20 protein-coding genes, 3 tRNA genes and 1 pseudogene are annotated in these 23,849 nt (G+C 48.5%); 12 read left to right on the plus strand and 12 right to left on the minus strand.

Annotated features, from left to right (window positions below; genetic code table 11):
• The 3 genes from BMX14_RS07355 to BMX14_RS07365 all read left to right on the plus strand — a co-directional run.
• The coding region (locus tag BMX14_RS07355) for an S-type pyocin domain-containing protein (protein WP_177173110.1) at positions 1-543 on the plus strand (543 nt) is incomplete at its 5' end.
• Complete coding sequence (locus BMX14_RS07360; RefSeq protein ID WP_092674909.1) at positions 540-1,007, plus strand: DUF6392 family protein; 468 nt, start codon at positions 540-542, stop codon at positions 1,005-1,007. The genes BMX14_RS07355 and BMX14_RS07360, both read left to right, overlap by 4 nt.
• Before the next feature lie 39 nt (positions 1,008-1,046).
• On the plus strand, positions 1,047-1,544 hold the full coding sequence (locus tag BMX14_RS07365; protein WP_092674912.1) for an S-type pyocin domain-containing protein: 498 nt from the start codon (positions 1,047-1,049) through the stop codon (positions 1,542-1,544).
• A gap of 66 nt (positions 1,545-1,610) precedes the next feature.
• Here the strand turns inward: BMX14_RS07365 and BMX14_RS07370 are convergent.
• From BMX14_RS07370 to BMX14_RS07385, 4 genes are all read right to left on the minus strand, one after another.
• A tRNA-Asn gene (locus BMX14_RS07370) sits at positions 1,611-1,686 on the minus strand.
• Between the two features lie 127 nt (positions 1,687-1,813).
• Positions 1,814-2,659, minus strand: coding sequence for an S-formylglutathione hydrolase (gene fghA / locus BMX14_RS07375; RefSeq protein ID WP_092674914.1), 846 nt, complete (start codon positions 2,657-2,659; stop codon positions 1,814-1,816).
• 9 nt (positions 2,660-2,668) lie between these two features.
• Entirely contained in the window at positions 2,669-3,778 is a 1,110-nt protein-coding gene (locus BMX14_RS07380; RefSeq protein WP_092674917.1) for an S-(hydroxymethyl)glutathione dehydrogenase/class III alcohol dehydrogenase, read from the minus strand.
• 241 nt (positions 3,779-4,019) lie between these two features.
• A tRNA-Asn gene (locus tag BMX14_RS07385) sits at positions 4,020-4,095 on the minus strand.
• Positions 4,096-4,386: 291 nt separating this feature from the next.
• Between BMX14_RS07385 and BMX14_RS07390 the strand changes: the two are divergent.
• Positions 4,387-4,632 (plus strand): annotated as a pseudogene (locus BMX14_RS07390) (LysR family transcriptional regulator); the annotation flags it as partial.
• A 236-nt stretch (positions 4,633-4,868) separates the two neighbouring features.
• Entirely contained in the window at positions 4,869-6,164 is a 1,296-nt protein-coding gene (locus tag BMX14_RS07395; protein WP_092674920.1) for an NCS2 family permease, read from the plus strand.
• 39 nt (positions 6,165-6,203) lie between these two features.
• Here the strand turns inward: BMX14_RS07395 and BMX14_RS07400 are convergent, their stop codons facing one another.
• The gene (locus BMX14_RS07400) at positions 6,204-7,649 is read right to left on the minus strand and encodes an AMP nucleosidase (RefSeq protein ID WP_092674923.1); all 1,446 of its coding nucleotides are present in this window, start codon (positions 7,647-7,649) and stop codon (positions 6,204-6,206) included.
• A 221-nt stretch (positions 7,650-7,870) separates the two neighbouring features.
• Between BMX14_RS07400 and BMX14_RS07405 the strand changes: the two genes are divergently transcribed.
• Positions 7,871-9,313, plus strand: a complete 1,443-nt coding sequence (locus BMX14_RS07405; RefSeq protein WP_230527374.1) for an EmmdR/YeeO family multidrug/toxin efflux MATE transporter — start codon at positions 7,871-7,873, stop codon at positions 9,311-9,313.
• Between the two features lie 133 nt (positions 9,314-9,446).
• Positions 9,447-11,195 (plus strand): putative bifunctional diguanylate cyclase/phosphodiesterase, encoded by a 1,749-nt coding sequence (locus tag BMX14_RS07410; protein WP_092674930.1) that lies wholly within the window; start codon positions 9,447-9,449, stop codon positions 11,193-11,195.
• A gap of 41 nt (positions 11,196-11,236) precedes the next feature.
• Here the strand turns inward: BMX14_RS07410 and BMX14_RS07415 are convergent, their stop codons facing one another.
• From BMX14_RS07415 to BMX14_RS07425, 3 genes are all read right to left on the minus strand, one after another.
• Positions 11,237-12,073: a glycosyltransferase family 8 protein gene (locus tag BMX14_RS07415; RefSeq protein WP_092674933.1), complete on the minus strand. Its 837-nt coding sequence runs from the start codon at positions 12,071-12,073 to the stop codon at positions 11,237-11,239.
• Positions 12,070-13,470 carry a D-arabinono-1,4-lactone oxidase gene (locus BMX14_RS07420; RefSeq protein ID WP_092674936.1) on the minus strand — a complete coding sequence of 467 codons (1,401 nt, stop codon included), beginning with the start codon at positions 13,468-13,470 and terminating at the stop codon, positions 12,070-12,072. Before BMX14_RS07420 ends, BMX14_RS07415 begins: the two co-directional genes overlap by 4 nt.
• A gap of 217 nt (positions 13,471-13,687) precedes the next feature.
• Positions 13,688-14,620, minus strand: coding sequence for a 2-hydroxyacid dehydrogenase (locus tag BMX14_RS07425; RefSeq protein WP_092675386.1), 933 nt, complete (start codon positions 14,618-14,620; stop codon positions 13,688-13,690).
• A 1,937-nt stretch (positions 14,621-16,557) separates the two neighbouring features.
• Between BMX14_RS07425 and BMX14_RS07430 the strand changes: the two genes are divergently transcribed.
• The 4 genes from BMX14_RS07430 to BMX14_RS07445 all read left to right on the plus strand — a co-directional run bounded on the left by BMX14_RS07430 (position 16,558) and on the right by BMX14_RS07445 (position 19,790).
• Positions 16,558-17,940 (plus strand): hypothetical protein, encoded by a 1,383-nt coding sequence (locus BMX14_RS07430; protein ID WP_230527376.1) that lies wholly within the window; start codon positions 16,558-16,560, stop codon positions 17,938-17,940.
• On the plus strand, positions 17,940-18,914 hold the full coding sequence (locus BMX14_RS07435) for a hypothetical protein (protein WP_092674938.1): 975 nt from the start codon (positions 17,940-17,942) through the stop codon (positions 18,912-18,914). The genes BMX14_RS07430 and BMX14_RS07435 overlap by 1 nt, the downstream gene beginning before the upstream one ends.
• Before the next feature lie 286 nt (positions 18,915-19,200).
• Positions 19,201-19,458 (plus strand): AbrB/MazE/SpoVT family DNA-binding domain-containing protein, encoded by a 258-nt coding sequence (locus tag BMX14_RS07440; RefSeq protein ID WP_092674942.1) that lies wholly within the window; start codon positions 19,201-19,203, stop codon positions 19,456-19,458.
• Complete coding sequence (locus BMX14_RS07445; RefSeq protein ID WP_092674945.1) at positions 19,458-19,790, plus strand: type II toxin-antitoxin system PemK/MazF family toxin; 333 nt, start codon at positions 19,458-19,460, stop codon at positions 19,788-19,790. Before BMX14_RS07440 ends, BMX14_RS07445 begins: the two co-directional genes overlap by 1 nt.
• 322 nt (positions 19,791-20,112) lie before the next feature.
• On the opposite strand, the gene BMX14_RS07450 is transcribed toward BMX14_RS07445, so the two are convergent.
• The 4 genes from BMX14_RS07450 to shiA all read right to left on the minus strand — a co-directional run bounded on the left by BMX14_RS07450 (position 20,113) and on the right by shiA (position 23,381).
• A tRNA-Asn gene (locus BMX14_RS07450) sits at positions 20,113-20,188 on the minus strand.
• A 171-nt stretch (positions 20,189-20,359) separates the two neighbouring features.
• Positions 20,360-21,229, minus strand: a complete 870-nt coding sequence (locus tag BMX14_RS07455) for an EamA family transporter (RefSeq protein ID WP_092674949.1) — start codon at positions 21,227-21,229, stop codon at positions 20,360-20,362.
• 63 nt (positions 21,230-21,292) lie between these two features.
• Positions 21,293-21,949, minus strand: a complete 657-nt coding sequence (locus BMX14_RS07460) for a RipA family octameric membrane protein (RefSeq protein WP_092674952.1) — start codon at positions 21,947-21,949, stop codon at positions 21,293-21,295.
• A 127-nt stretch (positions 21,950-22,076) separates the two neighbouring features.
• The gene (gene shiA / locus BMX14_RS07465; RefSeq protein ID WP_092674955.1) at positions 22,077-23,381 is read right to left on the minus strand and encodes a shikimate transporter; all 1,305 of its coding nucleotides are present in this window, start codon (positions 23,379-23,381) and stop codon (positions 22,077-22,079) included.
• Positions 23,382-23,561: 180 nt separating this feature from the next.
• Between shiA and BMX14_RS07470 the strand changes: the two genes are divergently transcribed.
• A complete protein-coding gene (locus tag BMX14_RS07470) occupies positions 23,562-23,837 on the plus strand; it encodes a hypothetical protein (RefSeq protein ID WP_092674958.1) in 276 nt (91 codons plus the stop codon).
• Positions 23,838-23,849: the final 12 nt, after the last annotated feature.

Here is a 23,849-nt window from a genome sequence, read left to right on the forward strand (position 1 = left end):
CCGGTCGTAGTGGATCCGCTGCCGGAAGATAGCAGTATTGAGGCCACAACTAGCCCTGCACCGGAAGAGAAGAATTTTGCGGATTATATTCTTATTCTGCCGCTATCGGATATTCCGCCGATTTATGTATACCTTAGCAAGCCGCCTGTTGAGTTTTTGGATGTTGAGCGTTATAGCGATTTTTTGCGCAGATCTCGTCAAGGCAAGTATGAGGCTGATCATATGCCATCGAAAGCAGCAGTTAAGGCATATCTGAAAGCACATTATCCTGACATGACGCCTGAAGATATTGAGCTTGCTTCTCAAGATGTTGCTGCAATAGTGATACCTAAAAAGGTACACCAGCAAATCAGCGAAACCTACGGTGGGCGTAACACATCTGTACAAATTGAACTGGACTCAAAAAATCTCAGGGCCGCTCTTGATCGTAATCTTGATGTCATTAAACCAGCTCTAAAAGAGCAAGGGGCAACAGAAAATCAAATACAATCAGCAAGGCCGAAAATGCATAAACTAAACAGTGAAATGGAGTTATATAAATGACAGTGAATATTGACGCTTTAATAAGCTGTTTAGGGAAAACATATCAGGAACTTATTGATAATGAATTGATCCCTTATAAAAGCCCTCCTACAGGCTCATCTGGAGACCCTGACCTATGTCTTGATATGGCAAAAGAAGGCCTTTTCTTGTCCTTTAAGAGGGATGGCCGGATATTGCAGGCTATCGTCGTAAAAATCCAGAATGATAAGGCTAAAAACTGGATGTTTCCAAATGAATTACCACAGCCATTGCAGAGAAACATGTCGAGGAAATGGGTTCATGAAAATATAGGTGTGCCATTAAGAAGCAATCCTCCGAAGGTGGTTATGCGGCGGGCTTTTGGCTGGACAGATCTTTATGAAGCCCAAAACCGATTAATACCTACAATGATGCAGATAAGCTATGACACATCAGTTCAAGTCAGGTCTGTAACATTTCTTCCTGCTTCCGATCTTCGCTGGTAGCTTTCGTTCTTCTCATAAACGCAGCACACAAGATTTGTTGTGCTGCTTTATTTCTTATCCTTTCAAACTCAGCGGGCGATAGCCGCCGCGACAAGTGCTGCGAATGCTCAGACGGCTGTTGAAGGTGCCAGTGTTCTTGGATTGGTAGGTGGCAGTGCCATTACGTCAGGAACCTGGGCAGTAAAACTGGGTGAAATAGTAACCGGGCTCGGAAGGATTGCCGCCAGTGGCCCCGGTGCTCCGATCGCCGCAGTGGTGATGGGTATGATGCCCGGAAGACTCAATGACGGTGAACAGGATTATTTAGACCGGATAAGGTTGGCGCAACTGCGTGAAGCGCCAACGCGGGTACGCTATAGCTGGGAGCAGGACGATAAAGGCAATCTGGTTCCCCGTGGCTGGCATACGCCACCGGGTAAAGATAGGGTGCGTGTGCGTAAAATGGCGTGGGACAGCAGCCGAAAAGCTTATCCGTTTAGCGTATATCCCTTACGAGGGGCTTTGCATTTTTTACTAGACGTGAGTAGACAAGCTTGAGGGGGTAATCAATTGCTAGAAAAGCAAAAAGCCCGCTTAACTTGCGTTATGCGGGCTTCTTAAATATGGCTCCTCTGACTGGACTCGAACCAGTGACATACGGATTAACAGTCCGCCGTTCTACCGACTGAACTACAGAGGAATTGCTTGGTGCGTAATGTACGGCTTGTCAGCAGGCTTGTCAAAATAAAAATTAACGATAACAGTCTGATTGCCGCTTTTATCAGCAGAGTGATGAATAACTCAACACTCTGCTCAAGGCGTAACGACTAAGTCATTAACGCTTTGGCATGAAAGCGTAAATGTTCCTCGATAAAAGTGCTGACGAAATAGTAGCTATGATCATAATCCGGCTGATAACGGAAGGTAACCGGTAGCGCTTTCTCTTTACAGCGGGTTTCCAGCAGTTCTGTAGTGAGTTGTTGAGGATAGAAGGGGTCTGCAAGCCCTTGGTCGATCAAGGTCACCGGTAGCGAGTGACCCTGTTCCACTAACCTTAGACTGTCCCACTGTTGCCACTGAGTAGTATCGCTGCCTAGATAGGCGGTAAATGCCTTCTGCCCCCAGGGAACCTGACTGGGCGCAACGATTGGAGCAAACGCCGACACGCTCTCAAAACGGCCCGGATTATTGAGCGCGACCATCAATGCACCGTGTCCGCCCATCGAGTGACCGGCGATCGATTGCCGACCATTGCTGGGAAAATGCGCGCTAATCAGCGCGGGGATCTCTTTGGTCAGGTAATCGTACATCGCGTAATGGCTGGCCCAAGGCTGCTGTGTCGCATTGAGATAGAACCCAGCCCCTTGACCGAGGTCCCAGGCGTCATCATCTGCGATATGCTCGCCGCGTGGACTCGTGTCGATCGCCACAACCATCAGACCGAGCTCGGCGGCATAACGCTGAAAACCGGCTTTGGTGATCAGGTTTTGCTCTGAACAGGTTAGGCCCGATAGCCAGTAGAGGACCGGAACCGACTGATGAGCGGCCTGCGGCGGCAAGTACACCGCAAACTTCATGTCACAGTGTAGGGTCTCGGAGGTGTGTTGCCACACCTCTTGCCACCCGCCAAAGCTTGCGTGCCGCTCTATGCGGGTAAGTGAATCGGTAGCCATCTTTTCCCCTTAAAAACGAATGACGGTACGGATAGATTTACCTTCGTGCATTAGGTCGAAGGCTTGGTTAATCTCATCCAAGGTCAGGGTATGGGTCACAAAGGGGGCGAGATCGATCTTGCCGGTCATCGCTTGCTTCACCATATCGGGTAACTGACTACGCCCTTTCACGCCGCCAAAGGCCGATCCTTTCCAGCTGCGTCCGGTCACCAATTGGAAGGGACGGGTAGAGATCTCTTTCCCTGCACCGGCCACACCGATAATAATGGATTGTCCCCAGCCGCGGTGTGCGCTTTCTAAGGCTTGACGCATTACGTCGACATTACCGATACATTCGAAAGTATGGTCGATGCCCCATTTATTCTTCTCTAATAGGACATCTTTAATCGACTTATCATGGTCTTTAGGGTTAATACATTCGGTGGCACCGAATTGGGTGGCTAAGGCAAATTTCCCAGGGTTGGTGTCAATGGCGATAATTTTTCCCGCCTGGGCTTGGCGAGCACCTTGTATCACCGCCAGACCGATGGCGCCTAATCCGAAAACTGCGACAGAGTCGCCCGGTTGCACTTTTGCAGTGTTATGCACCGCACCGATACCGGTAGTCACGCCGCAGCCGAGTAAACAGACATGCTCATGATTCGCTTCAGGGGTGATTTTGGCTAAGGAGACTTCTGCGACCACGGAATATTCACTGAAGGTCGAACAGCCCATGTAATGGTAGAGAGGTTGACCTTGATAAGAGAAACGGGTGGTGCCGTCTGGCATGACACCTTTGCCTTGCGTCTCTCGCACGGCGACACACAGATTGGTTTTTCCGGATTGGCAGAACTCACACTCGCCACACTCTGCGGTGTACAGGGGAATAACATGATCGCCAGGTTTAACGCTGGTAACCCCTTCACCGACTTCAATAACGATCCCCGCACCTTCGTGGCCGAGGACAACCGGGAATAGGCCCTCAGGATCTTCTCCCGATAAAGTGAACGCATCAGTATGGCACACACCGGTATGGGTATTTTTGATCAACACTTCGCCTTTCTTAGGCGCTTCGACATCGATTTCAACAATTTTTAAGGGTTGATTAGGGGCAAAGGCGACCGCAGCACGTGATTTCATTTTAGCGTCCTTATTGGGATTGAGCAGGGCAAAAGATAAGTGTAGAGGGGGTTTGGTTCGGTGAGAAGTTAAAATTTTCTTATACTTAACCTTAGGTGCTATCAATGACTACCCGCCACGTGCGTAGCGGGTAAATACTCAGGGGGGAGTTTTTGTCTGTGGGAAACTAAGGCTTACCGAGTTAGGCAATCTATAGAAACCAAAAAACCAGACGTCAGTAGACATCTGGTTTTTTTAAATTTGGCTCCTCTGACTGGACTCGAACCAGTGACATACGGATTAACAGTCCGCCGTTCTACCAACTGAACTACAGAGGAATTGTCGTGAAGACGGGGCAGATAATAGTGTTGTGCTCGGCGCTTGTCAAAGCTCTTTTTCCATTACTCTGTGCGTTTGCTGGCGAAATAGCCAAGCTGGGCAGACTCTATACAATCGATGCTGCACTATAAGATCAGTCTTTGCTTTATAAGGGTGCAAGCTAGGGCAAGATGGGTAGGCGTGTAAGAAAAAGGCCTAGAAATGGGGGCTTAGTAACATTGGCCTGATAATTGCTTAGTAGTTTCACTTGCGGCGAGTCTCACGCCACTCATTCTTGGTAGGAGTTAATCATGAATCTAAGACGCTTAAAATATTTTGTGAAAATTGTCGACACCGGTAGCCTAACGCGTGCAAGTGAAGTCCTGCATATTGCCCAACCGGCACTCAGTCAGCAGTTAGCCACCTTAGAGGGCGAGTTTAACCAACAACTGTTAATCCGCACCAAACGTGGGGTAATTCCGACGGATGCGGGACAGGTGCTATACCACCATGCGAAATCGATTTTAAAACAGTGCGAATTTGCTCGAGTGGCAGTCTCTTCCACACCCTTGATGACACAAACCGCTTAATTCTCTGCTGATTACGCTAGCCGCCTGCAACTTTCTTGAACAAAGTGATAAAAAACTATTGCTCAGGCGGCTTCCCCCCTTTAGGATCCTTCGCCGGAACGAAAACGTTTACGTATTGGGTACGTTCCAACACCATGAGCACGCGATCAATCCTAAAGCTGGCATTGTATCGTGTATAAATGACGATAATTTGAGAAAACAACATGCTCGAAAAGCTCTTTAAATTGAAGGCAAACAACACCAACGTTAAAACAGAAATCATTGCCGGTATTACGACCTTTTTGGCAATGGCCTATATTCTTTTCGTTAACCCCTCTATCTTGGGCCAGACCGGTATGGACAAGGGCGCGGTCTTCGTGGCAACGTGTTTAGCCGCGGCCATTGGCTCAGTATTGATGGGCATGATCGCTAATTTGCCTATTGCTCTGGCACCGGGAATGGGGTTGAACGCCTTCTTTACCTACACCGTTGTGTTACATATGGGCTATCACTGGCAAGTCGCCTTGGGAGCCGTCTTTATCTCTGCCGTGCTGTTTTTCTGTCTTTCTATTTTTAAAATTAGAGAATGGATTATCCGCAGCATCCCCCTCGCGCTACGCTCAGCGATTGCCGCCGGAATCGGTCTGTTTCTCGCCATCGTTGCGCTTGAAGGTGCTGGTATTGTCGTCGATAACCCGGCGACCCTAGTGGGCATGGGTGACTTAACTAAACCGGGTCCTCTCTTAGCGATTGCCGGATTCTTCCTGATCGTCATCCTCGAAGCACGTCGCGTTACCGGCGCAATCTTAATTGGAATCTTAGTGATTACCGCGATTTCCATTCTGACGGGTCTATCACCTTTCGGGGGAGTCATCTCCTCTCCACCTTCGCTTGCACCGACTTTCTTACAGTTGGATATTGCAGGGGCCTTTAATGTTGGGCTGGTGAGCGTTATTTTTGCCTTCTTATTTGTCGATGTTTTCGATAACTCGGGCACGCTGATTGGCGTCACGCGTAAAGCAGGGCTGACCGATGAGCACGGGAATATTCCTTCGATGGGACGCGCGCTGCTTTCTGATAGCATCGCTGCGCTGTTTGGTTCGCTATTGGGGACGTCAACTACTACCAGCTTTGTCGAGTCCAGTGCTGGCGCGGCTGTCGGTGGCCGGACCGGATTAACTGCAATAGTCGTAGGCATCCTCTTCCTGCTGTCGCTATTCTTCTCTCCGTTAGCCGGTAGTGTGCCAGTCTATGCGACAGCACCTGCACTACTGTTTGTGGCCGTTCTGATGGCGTCAGGGTTGGCAGAAATCGACTGGAAGGATATTTCTACCGCTGCACCGGTCACCATTACGGCATTGGCCATGCCATTGACCTATTCTATTGCAAACGGTATAGCGTTCGGGTTTATCAGCTGGACGGTGATCAAGCTCTGTACCGGTAAATACAAAGAGCTGAACCCAGCCTTAATCGTGTTAACCGTATTGTTCGTGATTAAACTGGGTTGGTTAACCACCTAAAGGGTGAATAGCGTTAGGTCGATGACCTAACGCTTTTTTTTAACGGAATGGAGGTTCGACGAAAGTTCGTAACTTACGGGAATGTAGTTTATCGCCTTCCGCCCGCAGCAGGTCTACTGCACAAATCCCAATCTGTAGATGCTCAGAAATCGCCCCATCATAGAAACGGTTGGCTTGGCCGGGTAACTTAATTTCGCCATGTAAAGGTTTATCCGAGACACAGAGCAGCGTGCCATAAGGGACGCGGAAACGATAACCCTGGGCAGCAATGGTGGCGCTCTCCATGTCTACGGCTATCGCACGGCTTAAGTTAAACCGCAGAGCCGACGCGGCATAACGAAGTTCCCAATTGCGGTCGTCGGTCGTGACAACGGTACCGGTGCGTAGGCGCTGCTTGATGGTGGTGCTGTCGCTCTCACCCGACAGATGGCGTGTGGCGTCGTAGAGTGCACGTTGCACTTCAGCGATACTCGGTACCGGAATATCCGCGGGCAACACACTCTCTAATACATGGTCGTCGCGCAGATAGGCGTGGGCTAACACATAATCGCCAATCCGCTGACTCTCCCGCAACCCACCGCAGTGACCAATCATTAACCACGCGTGTGGCCGTAATACCGCGAGGTGGTCACAGATGGTTTTTGCATTTGACGGTCCAACCCCGATGTTAATCAGTGAGATCCCTTGATTATCCGCCGTCACCAGATGCCAAGCGGGCATTTGATGTTTCTTCCACGCATCTTGGCTTAATTCTTGCTCAATATTATCTACGTTTAACACATCACCGCCCGCGCAAACTAAGGCGATATAAGGGGAACTCGGGTCGGCGACTTGTTCTTTCCCCCAACGAATAAATTCATCGACATAGCGGGTGTAATTGGTAAACAGGATGTAGGGCTGAACGCTTTCGGGAGGCGTGCCGGTATAATGTTTGAGACGTGCTAAAGAAAAGTCGACCCGTAAGGCATCAAACTGGCCAAGAGGCAGCTCTTGATCATGGGTGACCAAGCCATCGGAGATATCATCGCCAATATTGGCCAAATCGGTGGTGGGAAAGAAACGGGTAATGGTGGCCATTTGCTGGCGTTCGATCGTTAATGCCAAACCATCCAATACATAGGGATAAGGGATCTCAACCGCAGAGCGTCGAACCTCGAGGGTGAATTGATATTCCTTGCTCAGCATCTCCAATTGTTCGCTCAGATAGCGGCGGAATAGCGCGGGTTGCGTAATGGTCGCGCTATAGGTGCCAGCATGGGTGAAGCGTCCCCACGCGCGCACGCGCTGTACCGGTGTTTGCTCGCCTTGCCAATGTAGCACCAGCTCAGGATACGAGAAGGCACCGGCTTGTCGTGCATCACTGCTGGGTAATTCGCCTGAGGTTACATAGCATTCTAACGCCGCTCGTAATGCTGTCACGGCACTCTCATAGTAGGATTCTAACTGGTCTAACGCTTGCTCGATGGCTAACTGGGGGTGTGACATGATGGTGAACCTCTCTTCATCCGGCGGGCATAAAAACGTAGATTTACTCTACCCCGTGTTTTTATACACTACAAACAGAACGCAGCCTAAGCCAGAGTTGTAGTAAATTTGTTAAATATTATTGAGTTATTAATTTTTAAACACTACAGTTAATCTATACCCATCGTAAGTGAAATCGTTGATTACCTCTGTCTTCTCCGTACGGAAAAAGGATGTGCATTGTGCAGCGTGTTATTCGTCCCCTTGCTCAAGTGATTCAACGAACGCCCTGGTACCGCCAACGACGTCGCTACCGAACGCTATTTTGGCGTGAAATAACCCCCTTCGCGGTCCCCATCCTTATTGAAAATCTCTGCGTCCTGTTAATGGGGGTGCTAAGTACTTTCTTGGTGAGTTGGCTTGGTAAAGCGGCAATGGCTGGGGTGGGGCTCGCCGATAGCTTTAATATGGTCGTCATTGCCTTTTTTGCGGCGGTCGATCTCGGGACCACCGTTGTGGTTGCCTTTAGCTTAGCGCGAGGAGATGGCGAACGTGCCTGCGCAGCGGCACGGCAATCTTTAGGGCTAATGACGGTCATGGGCTTTGTACTTGCCATCATTATTGAATGTTTTGGGAAAGATATTATTCAGGTGATTGCGGGCAGTGCCGAACCTGAAGTCAAGGCGATGGCGCTTAATTACCTGCATATCTCAGCGTGGAGCTATCCCGCCGCGGCGATCGCGTTAATAGGGAGCGGGGCGTTAAGAGGGGCTGGCAACACTAAAGTGCCGATGCTGGTGAATGCTGGAATGAATATTCTTAATATCATTATCAGCTCTATACTCATCTATGGATGTTTAGGCTGGAATGGTCTCGGTTTCAGCGGGGCGGGGTTAGGATTAACCCTTTCCCGTTATATCGGTGCGGTAGTCATTATTATTGTGTTAGCGAATCGCTTGAGTGGCGCATTGTTGATCCCGGTTAAGAGTTATTTCTCACGCTGGAATACACTCATCCTCAAAGAAGTGCTAAGCATCGGAGTGCCGGCAAGCGTCGAGTCGGTTCTGTTTAATGGCGGAAAGCTATTAACGCAAATGTATGTCGCGGGGATGGGGACCAGCGATATTGCCGGGAACTTTATTGCGTTTTCGATCGCCTCGTTAATCAATTTACCGGGCAATGCATTGGCGTCATCATCGACGATTATTACGGGTAAACGCTTAGGACTGGATCAGGTCTACCAAGCAGAAAAGCAGATCCGCCATGTATTTTGGCTGGCAACGGTTGGACTCACACTTATCGCTTGGTCAACTATCCCCTTCGCGGGACTTTTAGCTCGTTTTTATACTGCCGACCCTGAAGTTATCAAGGTCACTCAGCATCTCTTGTGGCTAAATGCAGCGTTTATGCCGATTTGGGCCTGCTCTTGGGTGTTACCTGCAAGCTTGAAAGGGGCTCGTGATGCCCGGTTCGCGATGTATGTCTCGATGTTCAGTATGTGGGGAGCACGCGTGGTAATGGGCTATGTGCTTGGCATCTGGTTAGGCTGGGGCGTGGTCGGGGTCTGGTTAGGGATGGTGATGGATTGGGCGGTCCGGGGCATCTGTTTCTGGTGGCGATTACACAGTGGGACTTGGTTAAATAATTATCAAAAAATGATCCAGCGGGCGACTAAAGCGAAGTAAATTATTTCGCCAGAAAATTCTTATTGCAATCCGCTTTATTAAGTCTAATGTGTAGAGTTGGCGATAAAATATTGTATTAAGCTTTCAACTTAACTCATCCGGTAAGCAAAAGTTCTAATCTTCTGAGGACATAATGACAAACACTTTACCTACGGCTGTCTCATCGCCTCCCTTCGATGATAGCAAACACGATAAAGGTCATTTAGAGACTTTACATGCTTACAAAGCGATGTTGGATGCGAGTATCGACTGCATTAACATATTGACCCCTGATGGGCGAGTGGTCAATATGAATCAATCTGGATGTTCTGCGTTAGGGGTTGACCCTCATTCTGGCTTTGGGATGGAGTGGCTACTCTTACTGCCAGAAGAAATTCGCAAAGCAGGTAAAAAAGCCCTACAGAAAGCCCGTTCTGGGGAAAATGCCCAGTTTCTTGGCAAAAGTATTAGTGAATGGGGTGAAACCACATTCTGGGACAACCTACTGACTCCAGTACTCGATGAGCAAGGGACCGTAGAAAGCATATTGTGTGTCTCACGAAATGTGACACAACAGTGCTCCGCAGAGACTAAATTACGTCACTTGAGCGAGTTCGACGAGCTCACAAATATTCCTAATCGCCGTCACTTCCAGTCCTATTTAAAAAAGGCGTTGCGTATTGCTAAAGCAACTGATCAGTCCGTCACGCTCCTCCACGCTGACCTCGATCATTTTAAGCTGCTCAATGATACGCGTGGCAGTTATTTCGGCGACCATGTTTTAAAAGTGGTTGCCAAAAGGCTGATCAAAAAATTATCCGGTCTGGGTTATGTCGCGCGCCTTTCAAGCGATGAATTTGCCATTATAATTCCTCAGACTATCAGTACTGAAGAAATTACTCAGGTCGCTCAAAATATTATCAGTACGGTTGCCAAGCCCATTAACCATAATGGCCAGTCAGTACGCCTTTCAATGAGTATCGGTACGGCAACTTGGCCTTACTCGGTTGATAACAGCGATATGTTAACCAAAGCGGCTAACGTTGCACTTAGCGACATTAAGCAGAATGGTTGCGGCGGGGTATTACAGTATCATAGTCAGCTGATGAAGAGCGTAACGCGTATTGCTGAACAATTAGAATTAGCCCAGTACGCTATCGATCACCATAAAATAGAGCCTTACTATCAACCTAAGGTCAGACTGGGTGATGGACAACTCGTGGGCCTAGAAGCTTTATTACGGTTTACCACTTCGACAGGAGAGCTAGCCTTTCCCGGAGCAATCTGCGCGGCGTTCGAAAATCGAGCGTTAGTCGAAAAAATTGGTGAGCAAATGCGTACCCGGGTGTTTAAAGATATTCAAGCCTGGACAGAGAAAGGTCTTAAGTTGGTGCCTGTGTCTCTTAATGCTTCACCGGGAGAGTTTATGTGGGACGACTATGCCGAAAAATGTCTCGCACAGATAAAGCATTATGGGATTGACCCACGCCTAATTGAAATTGAAATTACCGAACATATGATTGTCGGCCATGGTGCGGAGTTCGTCATCAGAGCCATTAAAGAGCTTAGAGCACAGGGTATTAGTATTGCTCTGGATGATTTTGGGACCGGTTACTCTACGCTAAGCAATATTAAAGATTATTCTGTCGACGTCATTAAAGTCGATCGTAGCTTTGTCAGTAGCTTACATCAAGGACGCGAAGGTAAGGCAATTATCAAGGCGTTATTATTACTGGCGAATTGCCTCGGGATGGATGTCGTCGCTGAAGGGGTAGAGGAGCAAGAGCAGTGCGATACGCTGATCGATGAAGGCTACGTAATTGGACAAGGTTTTTTATTCAGCCCAGCAGTGAGTATGACACAAATTGAAAAATTGCTAGAGTCAGAGATGACCTCTGAATAATCAACTGGCTTGGGATAAGTCCAAGCCAGTTGATGAGTAGCTTAACGTTCTTCTGATTGATAGACCTGCCACCACAGTGCATCCAGTGGCGTATCACGGTCTTGCTCATCCGCATTAGGATGACGAGGTTTCTGCCATGGCTTCTTAAGAATATAGTGAATATTCTTAACCTCATCGAATTTCCATAAACCCTTATGCTGAAACGGTAAGGTTTTTAGCGCGTTGTAGCCATAAGAAAGCGGTTTCCAGCGATTGTCATAGACTTCATTGAGCAAGTCCTGTTCTGAGAAGGGATAACGACTTAAGTCGTCAATTCCCTCAACTTTCTCCACTAAGTGTTGAGCCATTTCTGCGCTAGGCGTCAATACCAAAAAGCCACCATTCAAGTAAAGATCCAATGCCTCTGGAGGTTGCTGATGTTTCTCTTGCCAAGTGTAATGGCAGGCATTCGGTTGCCAGCTAGCAGGGTAACTGGAGATTTGATTAGGATTACAGCGGCACGCATGGCAAGCAGCGATATGGCCTTCTGGTAAAGGTAAGTCGAAAAGCTCGTCCATGTTCTTCACGGCTAACATGTCCGCATCGAGGAAAACGATACGACGGTAGTCGGTCAAGCCCCAAACACGTAATTTCGACCATACTTCGCCGAATTGGGCGGAGGCATAATGTTGACTCAGTTCAGCTTTAGGATACAGCGGGGTAATGTCTACCCAACGACAGCCTTCCGTCACCAGTTGTTCGCGCGTTGCCTGACTGATGCTGGGTGTCACCATTACCACTAAAGGCCACTTGCTCTGTTGCTGCTTAAGTGAGCGTTGAAGCGCAATCACTCCAACTAAATAGTTGTCTTGAGTGAGAAGGGTTGCCCAAGCGTTCATGCGTGATCTCCTATCAATGAGGGAAACAGTTGCTGGATATAGGGGTTGCTAAAGCGCTGCTGTGGATCGAGTTGCTGCTTCACAGCTGAAAAATCCTGCCACTTTGGATAGAGGCTCGACCAATCGTAGTGTTGGGGGTCATAGTATTTTCCCCAATGTGGTCGTCCACCATAAGTCGCCAGAATTTTCTCCACTTCGGTGAGAAAGTGCAGGCCATCTTGCGATAAAGAACCGTCATCGGCGTAATACACCACAAAGCCAAAGTAACACGTCTCCTGCTGATAAGCGGGACTTAACCAAGCTTCTGAAGCACCGGTGCAGCGTAAAATAATAGGGTAATGCATATGAGGCTGTTGCTCGGCATACCACTGTTTAATATGGCGGATAATGGCCGGGGTTTGGGCTAACGGCACACCGATCTCAACGTTGATTTGAGGTACAGCAATACCGCGACACAACAGTTGATAGATATCGCCGGTCAGATCGGTAAAATCTTTAAAGCGGGCAACAGTCCGAAATTGCTTACCCCCGTGTCCATGCACTTGGGTATCCGCATGCATCAGGGCAAGCGTCTGATCAATGGTGGCGTTTAAACTTTCGTTTTGATCAGAGGAATGGCGGACGACTTGCTGTGCATTCTCATGGTAACGTTGCAACGCTGACTCATCTGCCGGGTCGATATTCCAGACATGCAGTAAGTTATCATCGACAAACCACCAGGCCTTACTAAAAAGATGCTGGTTATTCCAATCGATAATATCGGTCTCAAGGGTATCAGCGCTAACGGCGGTTTTTTCGCAAGTAAAGAAGCCTTCAGGGGCTGTGGCGAGCGTCACTTCGGTGATAATCCCCAAGCAGCCTAGGTTGACCATCACCGCAGAGAATTCGGCATCACCGCGTTGGAAGGTCCGTTTCTCCCCATTCGCTAAGATCAGGGTAAAGCTTAGTACTTCATCAGTAATTGCACTTTGCCGAAGACCCTGGCCATGAGTACCGGTCGCGAGCGCTCCGCCGACCGTCTGTACTGCAATAACGCCAGGAGAGCATTTCAGCATTCGACCATTTTGTTGCAGGGTTTGAAACAGCTCTAGTAGTGGTGTACCCGCGGCGACGGTCACGCTGTTTTCATCAAGCGCTAACACCCCGCGAAAATGTTTTAAATCCAACAGGATGCCTTCGCTTTGAGGCGACACCATTCGTCCAGGGGATAGCCGGCTACCGATAATCCGGATGGGGCCTGAACTGTCTTGAAGCAGTGCTTGTAGGGTCGCCTCATCTTTTGGCGTATACAGCTGCTGCTTGGTGCCTATTTGCGCATTCCGTGCCCAGTTCAAGATCTGCTCTGCAGAAGGTTCATCCGTTGAACGCTGGGGGTAAAGTATTGGGTTCTGTATCACTTTCGCTCCACTCGCTCATTGGCATAAAAAAGGGTTATCGTTTAAGCGTAGTCGATTTTTATTAAAAACATGAAATAGATCACTGTTCTAGACGATCTTACCAAATTTTTTTGGCAAGGGGGCGATGTAAACGATGAGTGGGCGAATTTATACGGTAGAGTAGAGGAAGGGGGAAGCCACAGACGTTGTCGCGTAGCCTGGACTTCCCCACTCAGGGTTAATAGCCGTGATGCTTATCGACCTGATTGCGCAGTGGACGATGTTGCTCGACCCGCGCGATATTATCGATAAGCTGCGCCACAATTACTGAAACCTGAGCGGAAGAGGCCATGTGCGGCGTGACGATGACTTTAGGATGCGTCCATATCGGATCGTTATCGGGCAGCGGTTCGACTGGAAATACGTCAATCAATGCGCCGCCGAGCTGGCCACTGTCTAAGGCAGCCATCACCTCATGATTGATCATATGTGCGCCCCGTCCACAGTTAATCAAGGCCGCGCCCTGCGGTAATTTATTGAATAAGGGAGAGGCAATAATCCCGCGTGTCTGTTCAGTTAATGGTAGGACATTGATGACCACATCCAGATTACGGCAAAAGGCATCGAGTTGGTGTTCCCCGGCAAAGCATGTCACGCCAGCCAACGATTTTTCACTACGTGCCCAACCTGATACAGGATAACCGAGTAAAGCCAACTGGCTGGCGAGGTAACTCCCTATTTCACCTAGCCCCATTACCCCTACCTGAAATACATTACTCGCGCGTTGGGGATAAAGTTGCCAATGCTTGCGTTGCTGGTTACGGATCGCGCGATCAAAATAGCGTTGGAAATGTAATACCCCCCACAGCGCATATTCAAACATTCCATGGCGAAAATTATCATCCACCACACAGCAGAGAGGAATATCGCTCATGAAGAGTGCCTCCGGTAAGTGATCGACACCGGCGGAGGCGGCTTGTACCAGTTTGAGGTTGGGACAGTGAGTTAACAGTTGCGGATCAGGAAACCAACAACTGGCATAGTGTGCGGCGTGAGCCGAGGGATGAGTAGGTAATACGGCTTCGACCTCAGGGTAATAATCCAGTGCAGCACAGATTTCTTCTGCTAACAGGGGATCATCACAATCCACCACAACGATTGATTTATTCATAGTCATCTAAATAATCTCCCTTAAATCGGGTAGTCGCGAATGGTTGTTTATATACAATCAACTTCATGATGCGCTGCGAGATACGTTGTTCATATTAAGTTAAGGTGCCGCTATCTGGGCTCGCTGACTCTATCAGAGCGAAGCCGTGCGAGAGTACATAAGTGTCGGCTCTACAAACAGCTGTTTTCAAAAAAAATATTTATTCAGATTTATGATAGAAAATTATTTCTTTGATCCCGCGCAAGATTAACGGCGCTTCATTTTTTAAAACAAATTAATGGCCGGGTATACTTATGTTGCAAAGACTTTTTAATGATATGGACAAATAATAGAACATTAATAAACCAATGCACTAACTCCCAAGGAGCTGGCAACCTTGGATCCATAACCGTTTATGGTAGAACAATCGTCCTGGAGGTATGACGATGCATGTGTGCTCGTCCACGGGCAGCAGGTGCATTGCAACCAGCTTCCAGTTAACGTTCTATACCGCATTGCCATAAGGGGAGTCTTTCTTGGAAGGGGCAAGGTTCGCGCTGGAAGGTGAAGAGGTGGGGCGGAGAGAGGAAAGGATGCAGGGGGGCGTAATGGGGAACGTTTGAACTGCAATGGACGTGGAACAGCACTAGAGAGTTATAAAAACCACCAGGGTACTGAATGTATTACCCCAATACCCAATCATGCTGAGTTATCCTGCCGGGTCTAACTGGATTATTGCACCAGTAGGATTAGGGGCTGTATAACGTGCAATTGATTGTATCTTTGCCAAATTCTGTCTGCAGGGTCAGGGCTTTAATGATGCCAGAGAGGAGGCGGAACTTGATACCATTTTACGGCAATGGCATTTTTTTAGGCTATATCTTCTGCCACCCCTAACTCTGAGAGACTTGGTTCAACACGTCCAGGCCGCCAAGAAGAAAAGCTGTAGAAAATAGTATTAAGCTGAAGATGCGAAGCGCCTTGAATAGAGGGTAGTTTGCTCACCATGAGGACGTCGAATACCACTCGGCAACAGTGCAGCCAGTAAGCAGAGGGCGGATAAAGGTGCCAGTATTCTTGGATGGGTAGGTGGTAAACCTCTTATATCAGGAACCTTGGCGGGAAAATTTTGCGAGATGACGATGGGACTCAGAAGCATCGCTGCCGCCAGCAGTCCTCTCTAAATCAAGAATTGATGCATAGCATCAGGAGCCAGAACAATGCTATAAGGTCAACTGATTTTTTGCGCAGACTCAATACTACGCTTTCGTTCTGACTACGATGAAACAACAGCACTTCCGTTAATATCAATCCCAAAAACTATTTTTGCTACTGACCCTTTTTTTCTTCTCAAGTTCTTTCGTCATACCGCTCAGACCGATATTGAAGAAAAACACAGAAGCGTATCCAGTCAGTGGAAAAAAAGTCGGAGTCTCTTGCTGGCGCTACAGGAATGTCAAGCAGACAGTAAAATCCTGTTTCGGGGTTTTCCTCAGGAGTTGGTCGAGATTGCAGCTCAAATAAAGCGGGCTGAAGATGCCGGGCGTGGTACTAAACGCTATCAGCCGTTAATTAATTAGATAGAAAAAGAGTATCCATTACTACGGGAAGAATACCCGGAGAATATAGCGCAAGTACGGCAACAGGTTGAGCAGAGCGAGAAAACCTGGCAAACCTCTGCAATGCAAGTTCGGTTAGTGAAAGAGTTAGACAGAGTGCGTGCGCACCTTAATCCGGAATATGTTAATGCTCAGAAAATACTGGAGGATAAAGCTCAAGCACAAATCCTCTTATCTGGCGATCAAAAACGGCTGTAACAGGATGGCGAACGGATCAAAAAAGAACTCATCACTGCAAAAAATGAGTTAGCTGCAAAAGATAAGTTTTACTCGGATCTGATATCCGCGATTACTCACCACCGCGAGAATCGTGATGAGGCTAGAAGTAATCTGGATAATTTGTCATTTCCGTACACATTCGGCCTGGAAACTAACCTTGCCTCACAACTCGCGCATTTACAGAGCCAACTAAAAAAACTGAATAATAATTTAGGAGAGTGCAATACAACAACGTCTGAGACTCATCAGCAACGCTCAAACAAAGAATTAAACCTGAAAAACCAGAATGATAAACTCAGTGTCCTGATAGAAAAAAGTGAACAGATAACTCAGCAGCGCAACGCAATTATAAGCACATTAAAAACCGATGGCTCTTATGGTGAGCTGGAACCTGCAATGCGCGAGTTGCTGATAAATAGCAAAGCACTATCACCAGGGGCACCATTGCTGGTCGATCAATTCTTGCTGGCTCAACTGACCCGGCTAACTATTGAATATTCGATTTCTTCAGACGACCCTTTTATGCAGCAATTAGCGTCCTGCGGTCAGAGCACATCTGACATCGCTGAAGTCTGTGCCACGCTTTATAGCCACGCAGTGGCGCTGTTTCGCCGCCGAGCCCGTCAGGATATCCAGCGCACCACGCAACCCCGGGAAATGCTGCTGGCATTGTCCCAGGCGGCGAAAGATGCACAGATGATGTTGGCTGAAACCGAAGCCGAGTTTCGAATGCGCCGGGATGAACTGGCCGACGCGCTATCGCGCCGGATTAACGATGAAAAAAGAGCGATAAGTCGATTAAGTGCTGAACTCACCGGAATAGGTTTTGGGCAGGTTGCCAGCGTGCGTCTGGAAGCCAGAACGGTTAAACATTTCCAGGATACTCTGAACGCCCTGAAATCAGGCGGTTATGGCATGGACGATCTCTTTTCCACGGCAGGAACCGTTACCGAAGCGCTGGCAGGCCTGTATAAAAAAATCAATCAACATGAAATTGATGGTTCACATTTGCTGGATCATCGTAACTACCTGGATGTGAAAACGCTAATACAGCGTCGTGGTGCAGAGCAGTTTGAACTACTGAACGCTTCCAGCCTGTCAACCGGAGAACGAATCGGTTCTGGGCTGGCAGTGCTGGTTGCTGTACTCAGGCACTGGGGACGCAGCTCTCATGGCAATAAAGAGCCTTTCACTTTGCCGCTGGTAATGGACGAGGTTTCCCGTCTAGATGCCGCTTCTCAGGCGACTGTCCACGAACTGGCGGTAAGAACCGGGTGCCAGATGTTGGTTGCGGCCCCGGAAACGTTAGGGAGAATTACTGGAACCGGCTACCAGTTGGTACGGATAGTTAGGACAGATAACTCGGGGGTCAACGGACAAAGCGTTACACACCATCAGGTGAAAATCACCGGTGTTCGCGACGCCCAGCAGTTACCCTTTGACATTGATAGCTACCTGGCTACAGCAGAGAATGCCGAAAGTGACGAGGCGAAAGCAATTTAATGCATCAGGAACTATTTCAGTTAGGTTTCCCGGTCAGTGAACTTGGCGATATTCTTCAGCAACTAAAAGAACGGCAAATGATGTTCGAAAATGCTAAGGAAAAGTCGCTACGAAATTATCTGGCTGAACTGGGTATTATCATCCCTTCTACGCGCAATCGCTGGCGGCTGGTGGAAAGTGAACGCCTGGAAATTCTGCTCGCACAGGTACAGCAACAGATACAACAACAGACCATTGGTAGAAAAGAACTTCGTCCGGCTATTCCTCGCCGAATGCAGAGGATCCATCATAAATCAGCGTCAGCATGGCGAGGTAACAGCAAAGCTGGTCTGAGCCAACCCTTAGTCAAAGGGCAGACTGTTACATATGATGATGTACTACGACTTCGTAGCCAGGGAACGGATCTGCGACTAACGTTTACCTGCAATAATAGGGGAAACGTTTTGTTCGCAGATGATGAGAGTCGATGGCGGTCAGAGTGTTGTTTGCCAGAACGAATGCTACTTGACTTATTCTCAGTGGATATGTTTTCGGTGAAACTGGTCATGACCGTTGAAAATTTAGGTGCTTATGTTGATATGCCGCTTTTCGATGGTTTGATACTGATCTTCGCCCCTGGTCTAAATTATCTTCTCGCCTGCCAGTGGATTTCTCAATACGGACAGGATATACCCTGGGTACATTTTGCCGATCTTGATCCGAATGGTTTGATTATTGCCCGGCAACTATCTCTCTCATTGGCTCGACCTTGTCGTATCTGGTTACCGGACTTTTGGCCGTTAGCACACCAGGTTAATAACATTATTGGGGCCGGAAAAAATTCTTGGGATACCGCGCCAGATTGCCCTCAACTCAGGCAATTAAATCAGGAACAGCGCTGGATTGAACAGGAGGTGCTGGTAGTAGATTACCACTGCAATGCAGCGATACAGAAGTTGATAGGTAATCCGATGGAAGAAACGATAACAATATAAGTCACGAGGCTATTTAGCTGCGGAACCTACGCCGCATTTCTTTTTACCGATCGTCATAATTCCTTGAACCGCAAGAAGTTTTTTCTATTATTGACCTTATTACCATGAACCCGACACGCGCCTGCACAAAATGGTGTTGATCATCTAAAAGAACTGCCGGATCTGTTCTGCGATGAACTCATCTTACTCACAGTTTTTGCGTTAAGGAAATCACAATGGATCTGCTGAATAATTGTGCATCACCCACCTCAAGTGTTATATTAAAATATAATACTTGAGGTGTTCAATGTATACAACTCGTCTCAAAAAAGTAGGAGGATCCATCATGCTAGCGGTTCCTCCCGCCGTATTAAAAACGCTAGCGCTGACGACAGACAGCGAAGTGGGGTTGACCATTGATAATGGTTGTCTGATTATCGAACCCCAGCATAGGCCCCGTTATTCACTTGAGGAGTTGCTGGTGCAGTGCGATCCGCACGCTGAAATGAGTGAAGAGGATCGGGAATGGATCGATGCGCCTACGGTGGGTAAGGAGATCCCGTAATGGACAGAGGGGAAATCTGGCTAGTTTCACTGGATCTGATTGCTGGCCACGAACAAAGTGGAAAACGTCCGGTGCTGATCGTCTCCAAAGGGTCCTTCAATACGCTGACCCGGCTACCCGTTGTTGTTCCCATCACCCGCGGCGGCAATTTTGCCCGCGTAGCCGGTTTTACCGTTTCACTGAGTGGTGCGGAAACTAACACAACAGGGTTTATTCGCTGCGATCAGCCCAGAACGATTGATATGCAGGCCCGGAGCGGTAAGCGGCTTGAATGTATACCCGATGCCATTATGAATGAAGTGCTAGCGCGACTGGAAGCCATTCTGAGCTGATGTGTCTTATGTAACCTGAAATAGCAGAGGCGACAGCCGTAAGGATTGTTAAGTCGGTATAGGCCCTAAGAATCGGTCAGTTTAAGAGGTATTTCAGCAGGCATATTGCTGCGAATCTTCTCACTGGAAGGAGGGCGCGGATCACTCCATTATCGAACTCAAATGACTTAACTTCTTTCGCCAGGTGCATAACGCAAAAAGAGATTTAGTGACAAAGGTTTGTAAGCTAACGCCATGAATTAACGATTGAGGGGGGCTGGTGCTGAGAGGCATAAAAAAGCAAAAAACCCGCTAAACTTGCGTTAAGCGGGCTTCTTAAATATGGCTCCTCAGACTGGACTCGAACCAGTGACATACGGATTAACAGTCCGCCGTTCTACCAACTGAACTACAGAGGAATTGTCGTGAAGACGGGGCAGATAATAGCGTCTCGTCCTGAGCTTGTCAAAGTGGTTTTTAGCTAGAGGTGGCTGACTGCTGATAAAACAAGCAATCAGGTGGGTGAGTAGAGAAAATCCATGCCATTCGGGATAATAGGGCACCTTAGCAAGGTAAGATGCCCTGCAACATTAAGCTTGACGAGCTCGAATGTGCGCTGCTCCGAGGTAGTTAATCCCGACGGCTACCGCGATTAACGCACAGCCTGCCACTAAGCGGATTAAGGGGACGTCACTGCCCCAGAACAGTAAGTTGATCACTAGGCCGATGGGCACGTGAAGCTCGTTAAAAATCGCCAAAGCGGTCACACTGACCAGCGTGCTGCCTTTCGCTAACCATAGGCTACCTAATGCTGTAGCAATCAGTCCAAGGTAGACCAGTAATCCCCACTGCAACGGCGTTTGCGGCAATTGGTCGGTGTGACCAAAGAATCCAAACAGCAGTGCAGAAATGACTACCGCGCCCAAGAAGAAGTGGCCGAATATTTTGGTCATGCCCAGTTGTGGATGGCGCGCGAGCAACAAGCGGCGGCAAATCACTTGTCCTGCGGCGAAGGTGGCATTGGCTAACTGTAAAATCCAGAATCCACGCCAAAAATCACCGGTCAAACCATGATAGTGAATGACCATTCCTCCTGATACTGCGAAGGCGGCAGCCAGTAAGGTCCAAGGATTGAATTGACGATCCAGCGCGTTATTGATTAAGCCTATATAGAGCGGCGTCAGCGTGGTAAACAGTAACATTTCAGGTACCGTTAATAAGCGAAAGCTTTGATACGCCAATGCATAGGTGATCCCAAATTGTAACGCCCCGCACAGCCACAGGCCGACGATTAATTTTGCGGGAAGTCCACGCCACGTCATCATTGGCACAAAGACGATTGCCGCGATCAGCGTACGGACAAATACCGAAAAAAAACCATCAACGTGGCCGGCAAGAATATGGCCGGTGAGGCTGAATGATGACCCCCAGAGGAGGGTGACTGCTAACATATACCACACAATAATTAACCTTTACGAAATGAACACTGATCTAACCCGCTAGAGATGAAAGGCAACGCGAGATTAGGGAGCCTCGATGTGCTCGTCTGGTACCGAGGTTTGCGAAGCCTTAAGTAACTGAATATCTAACATCACATACACCATGGTACTGATAAACAGTGAAATAACACTGCCAATCACACCGCTGGTGGTAAAGGTGAAAAAGTTATACAGCACGACCCACGTCACACAGACAAACAGCGCCAAGGCGCTTTGTAATCCGGTATTGGAGTAATTTTGCGGGCCACAGTTTAAGCCCTCAATATACTGGCTGAGTTGTTGGCCAGCGCGAGTTTCTAAGGAACTAATAGTGGTGTGCCAGCTAAGGTTACGACGATACGCTCGACGGGTTGAGAAGAAAAACAGTACCGAGATAAAAAAGCCTGAGAACGAGATGAGTACCGGAATTGACTCAATGGCATAGCGTAAAGCGGTATGGCTGAAGTCTATCGGCGAGGTCGGTAGGGTGAGAGAGGCCCCAAGCATCAAATAGAGGAACATAAAGAGCACCATAAAGGCGCGGGTACGCTTATCCGCCAAGGCTTCCTCGTGGCGCTGCTGCTGACGCGCCGTTGTGAGCAGAGTGTTGAGGTGCCGCGAACTCTGCTCATCTAAGCAGGAGTGGGAAACGATAAGCGTTTCAATATTCGGCGTAGCAATTGACTCGGGGTTGATCGTCATAGTGTGAATACCTGTCATAAGGTGTGAACTGAATCTGGCCAGTGTAACACGTTAGCGCAGTGGCTAAGTGTAGGGTAATGTAGTCCTTTCAAAGAGAGCAGAACTTGCTGCTCCCTTTTACAGATCATTAGGCCGCACTGCGGGGTGCTTTTTTAACGAAGCAGACGGTAAACACCGAAAGCAGGCATCCCAAAGTTAAATAGAGTGCGACGCCGTGCCAGCTGCCGTGGGTTAAGGTGACCAATCCGGCAGCGACAAAGGGCGTAAAACCGCCGCCTATCACGCTGGCAACCTGGTAGCCGACCCCTGCACCGCTATAACGATAGCTCGGCCCGAACATCTCGGTAAACATCGGCTGCTGTACACAAACCACCATATCGTGGGCAAGATTCGCTAACAACAGCGAAAAGAGGATAATGGGCAGGGTGGCGCCCTGTTCAAGTGCCAAGAAAAAAGGCCACGCACTGACAGCACCTATGATTGCGCCAGTGACGTAGATGCGCCGGCGACCAAATCGGTCCGCAAGCCAGGCGAAACAGGGAATAGTCAAGCAACTGACCGCACCGACTATCAAACCTATCGATAGGAATAACTCGCGGGGTAAGCCGAGATTTTGCGTAGAATAATTTAGCGCGAAGGTGGTGACGATATACATCGTCAGTAATTCACATAAGCGTAAACCAATAATTAAGAAAAACGCGGAAGGGTGTCGTGTTAGCGCTTCAATAACCGGTAATCGTGGTTTTTTCTCCGTCGAGGCGACAACTGGCGACTCGTCGATCCCATTACGCAACCACAGCGTGACGGCGACGAGGACAATACTCAGTAGGAAAGGTAGACGCCAACCCCAGCTGGCGAACTGGCTTTCATTGGTTAAGGCGCTAATTAGGCTGACGGAGCCTGTGGCCAATAGAAGGCCTACACCATAGCCCATTTGTACCCCGCTACTGTAGAACGCCTTGCGGTGTTGAGGAGCATGTTCGACCGCCAATAAGGCTGCGCCGCCCCATTCACCACCGACCGCGAAACCCTGTATGGCTCTAAGGGTCACCAGTAATACTGGCGCCCACCAACCTAATGTATCAAAAGAGGGGAGTAGACCAATTCCAGCGGTAGAAATTCCCATCAACCAGACGGTGATGATCAACATTTTTTTGTGGCCTAATCGATCACCAAAGTGACCGAAGACAATACCGCCTAACGGCCTGAAGAGAAACCCTACCCCAAAAGTGGCAAAGGCCACTAAGGTTCCCATTGCCGGACTGATCGCCGGGAAAAATTGATGGTTGAAGACTAAGGCTGCGGTAATGCCATATAATAAGAAATCATACCAATCGACGACTGCTCCGGCGAAGCTTCCCCAAGCCGCACGTTTAGCTTGAGAAGATGAAGGTGACTGGGCGGGTGTTGAAAGGTTGCTGTTTGCTTGCATAATTATTTCTATTATCCACGACGAAGCGTTTTTTATTGGCGGACAAATAATACTGAGTTCTCATTGAAAAACAATCGCCCGTTACCAGCTTTACGCAGTGTTTTCGCTTGAAAATTGGCAGGATCCTGGGAATTGTGTAAAGCTAATTGAATGATCATCCCGACATTAACGAGGAAAGTTATGCCGAGAATACGTCTCACTGTTACCCGCCTCTACGCCTTGAACGATGAGCGGATGGTAGCAAGTAAAGCTACTGCCAAAATCTATGTGGGTGACGAGTGCATCGCGACGGAAGCGATCTCCGGGTTAACGGAAACCCCTGTCTATAAATATATCCACCACGCTTTTCCGGTAGGAAGACCGATTCGTGTGGAATGGGACACCCCGGGCTTTGCCGATATGACGGCAGTTGAAGAAAATGACTGCCCGTGCTGTCAAGACAGTCATATCATTTAACGCTACTGATAA

The sequence above is a fragment of the Rosenbergiella nectarea genome (assembly GCF_900111105.1).
Taxonomy (GTDB): Bacteria; Pseudomonadota; Gammaproteobacteria; order Enterobacterales; family Enterobacteriaceae; genus Rosenbergiella; species Rosenbergiella nectarea.

Coding starts and splice junctions, on each gene's coding strand:
- BMX14_RS07440 (WP_092674942.1), top strand. CDS start 19,201: ATGTATACAACTCGTCTCAAAAAAGTAGGAGGATCCATCATGCTAGCG.
- BMX14_RS07380 (WP_092674917.1), bottom strand. CDS start 3,778: ATGAAATCACGTGCTGCGGTCGCCTTTGCCCCTAATCAACCCTTAAAA.
- BMX14_RS07395 (WP_092674920.1), top strand. CDS start 4,869: ATGCTCGAAAAGCTCTTTAAATTGAAGGCAAACAACACCAACGTTAAA.
- BMX14_RS07400 (WP_092674923.1), bottom strand. CDS start 7,649: ATGTCACACCCCCAGTTAGCCATCGAGCAAGCGTTAGACCAGTTAGAA.
- BMX14_RS07360 (WP_092674909.1), top strand. CDS start 540: ATGACAGTGAATATTGACGCTTTAATAAGCTGTTTAGGGAAAACATAT.
- BMX14_RS07435 (WP_092674938.1), top strand. CDS start 17,940: ATGCATCAGGAACTATTTCAGTTAGGTTTCCCGGTCAGTGAACTTGGC.
- fghA (WP_092674914.1), bottom strand. CDS start 2,659: ATGGCTACCGATTCACTTACCCGCATAGAGCGGCACGCAAGCTTTGGC.
- BMX14_RS07425 (WP_092675386.1), bottom strand. CDS start 14,620: ATGAATAAATCAATCGTTGTGGTGGATTGTGATGATCCCCTGTTAGCA.
- BMX14_RS07410 (WP_092674930.1), top strand. CDS start 9,447: ATGACAAACACTTTACCTACGGCTGTCTCATCGCCTCCCTTCGATGAT.
- BMX14_RS07460 (WP_092674952.1), bottom strand. CDS start 21,949: ATGACGATCAACCCCGAGTCAATTGCTACGCCGAATATTGAAACGCTT.
- BMX14_RS07445 (WP_092674945.1), top strand. CDS start 19,458: ATGGACAGAGGGGAAATCTGGCTAGTTTCACTGGATCTGATTGCTGGC.
- BMX14_RS07415 (WP_092674933.1), bottom strand. CDS start 12,073: ATGAACGCTTGGGCAACCCTTCTCACTCAAGACAACTATTTAGTTGGA.
- shiA (WP_092674955.1), bottom strand. CDS start 23,381: ATGCAAGCAAACAGCAACCTTTCAACACCCGCCCAGTCACCTTCATCT.
- BMX14_RS07470 (WP_092674958.1), top strand. CDS start 23,562: ATGCCGAGAATACGTCTCACTGTTACCCGCCTCTACGCCTTGAACGAT.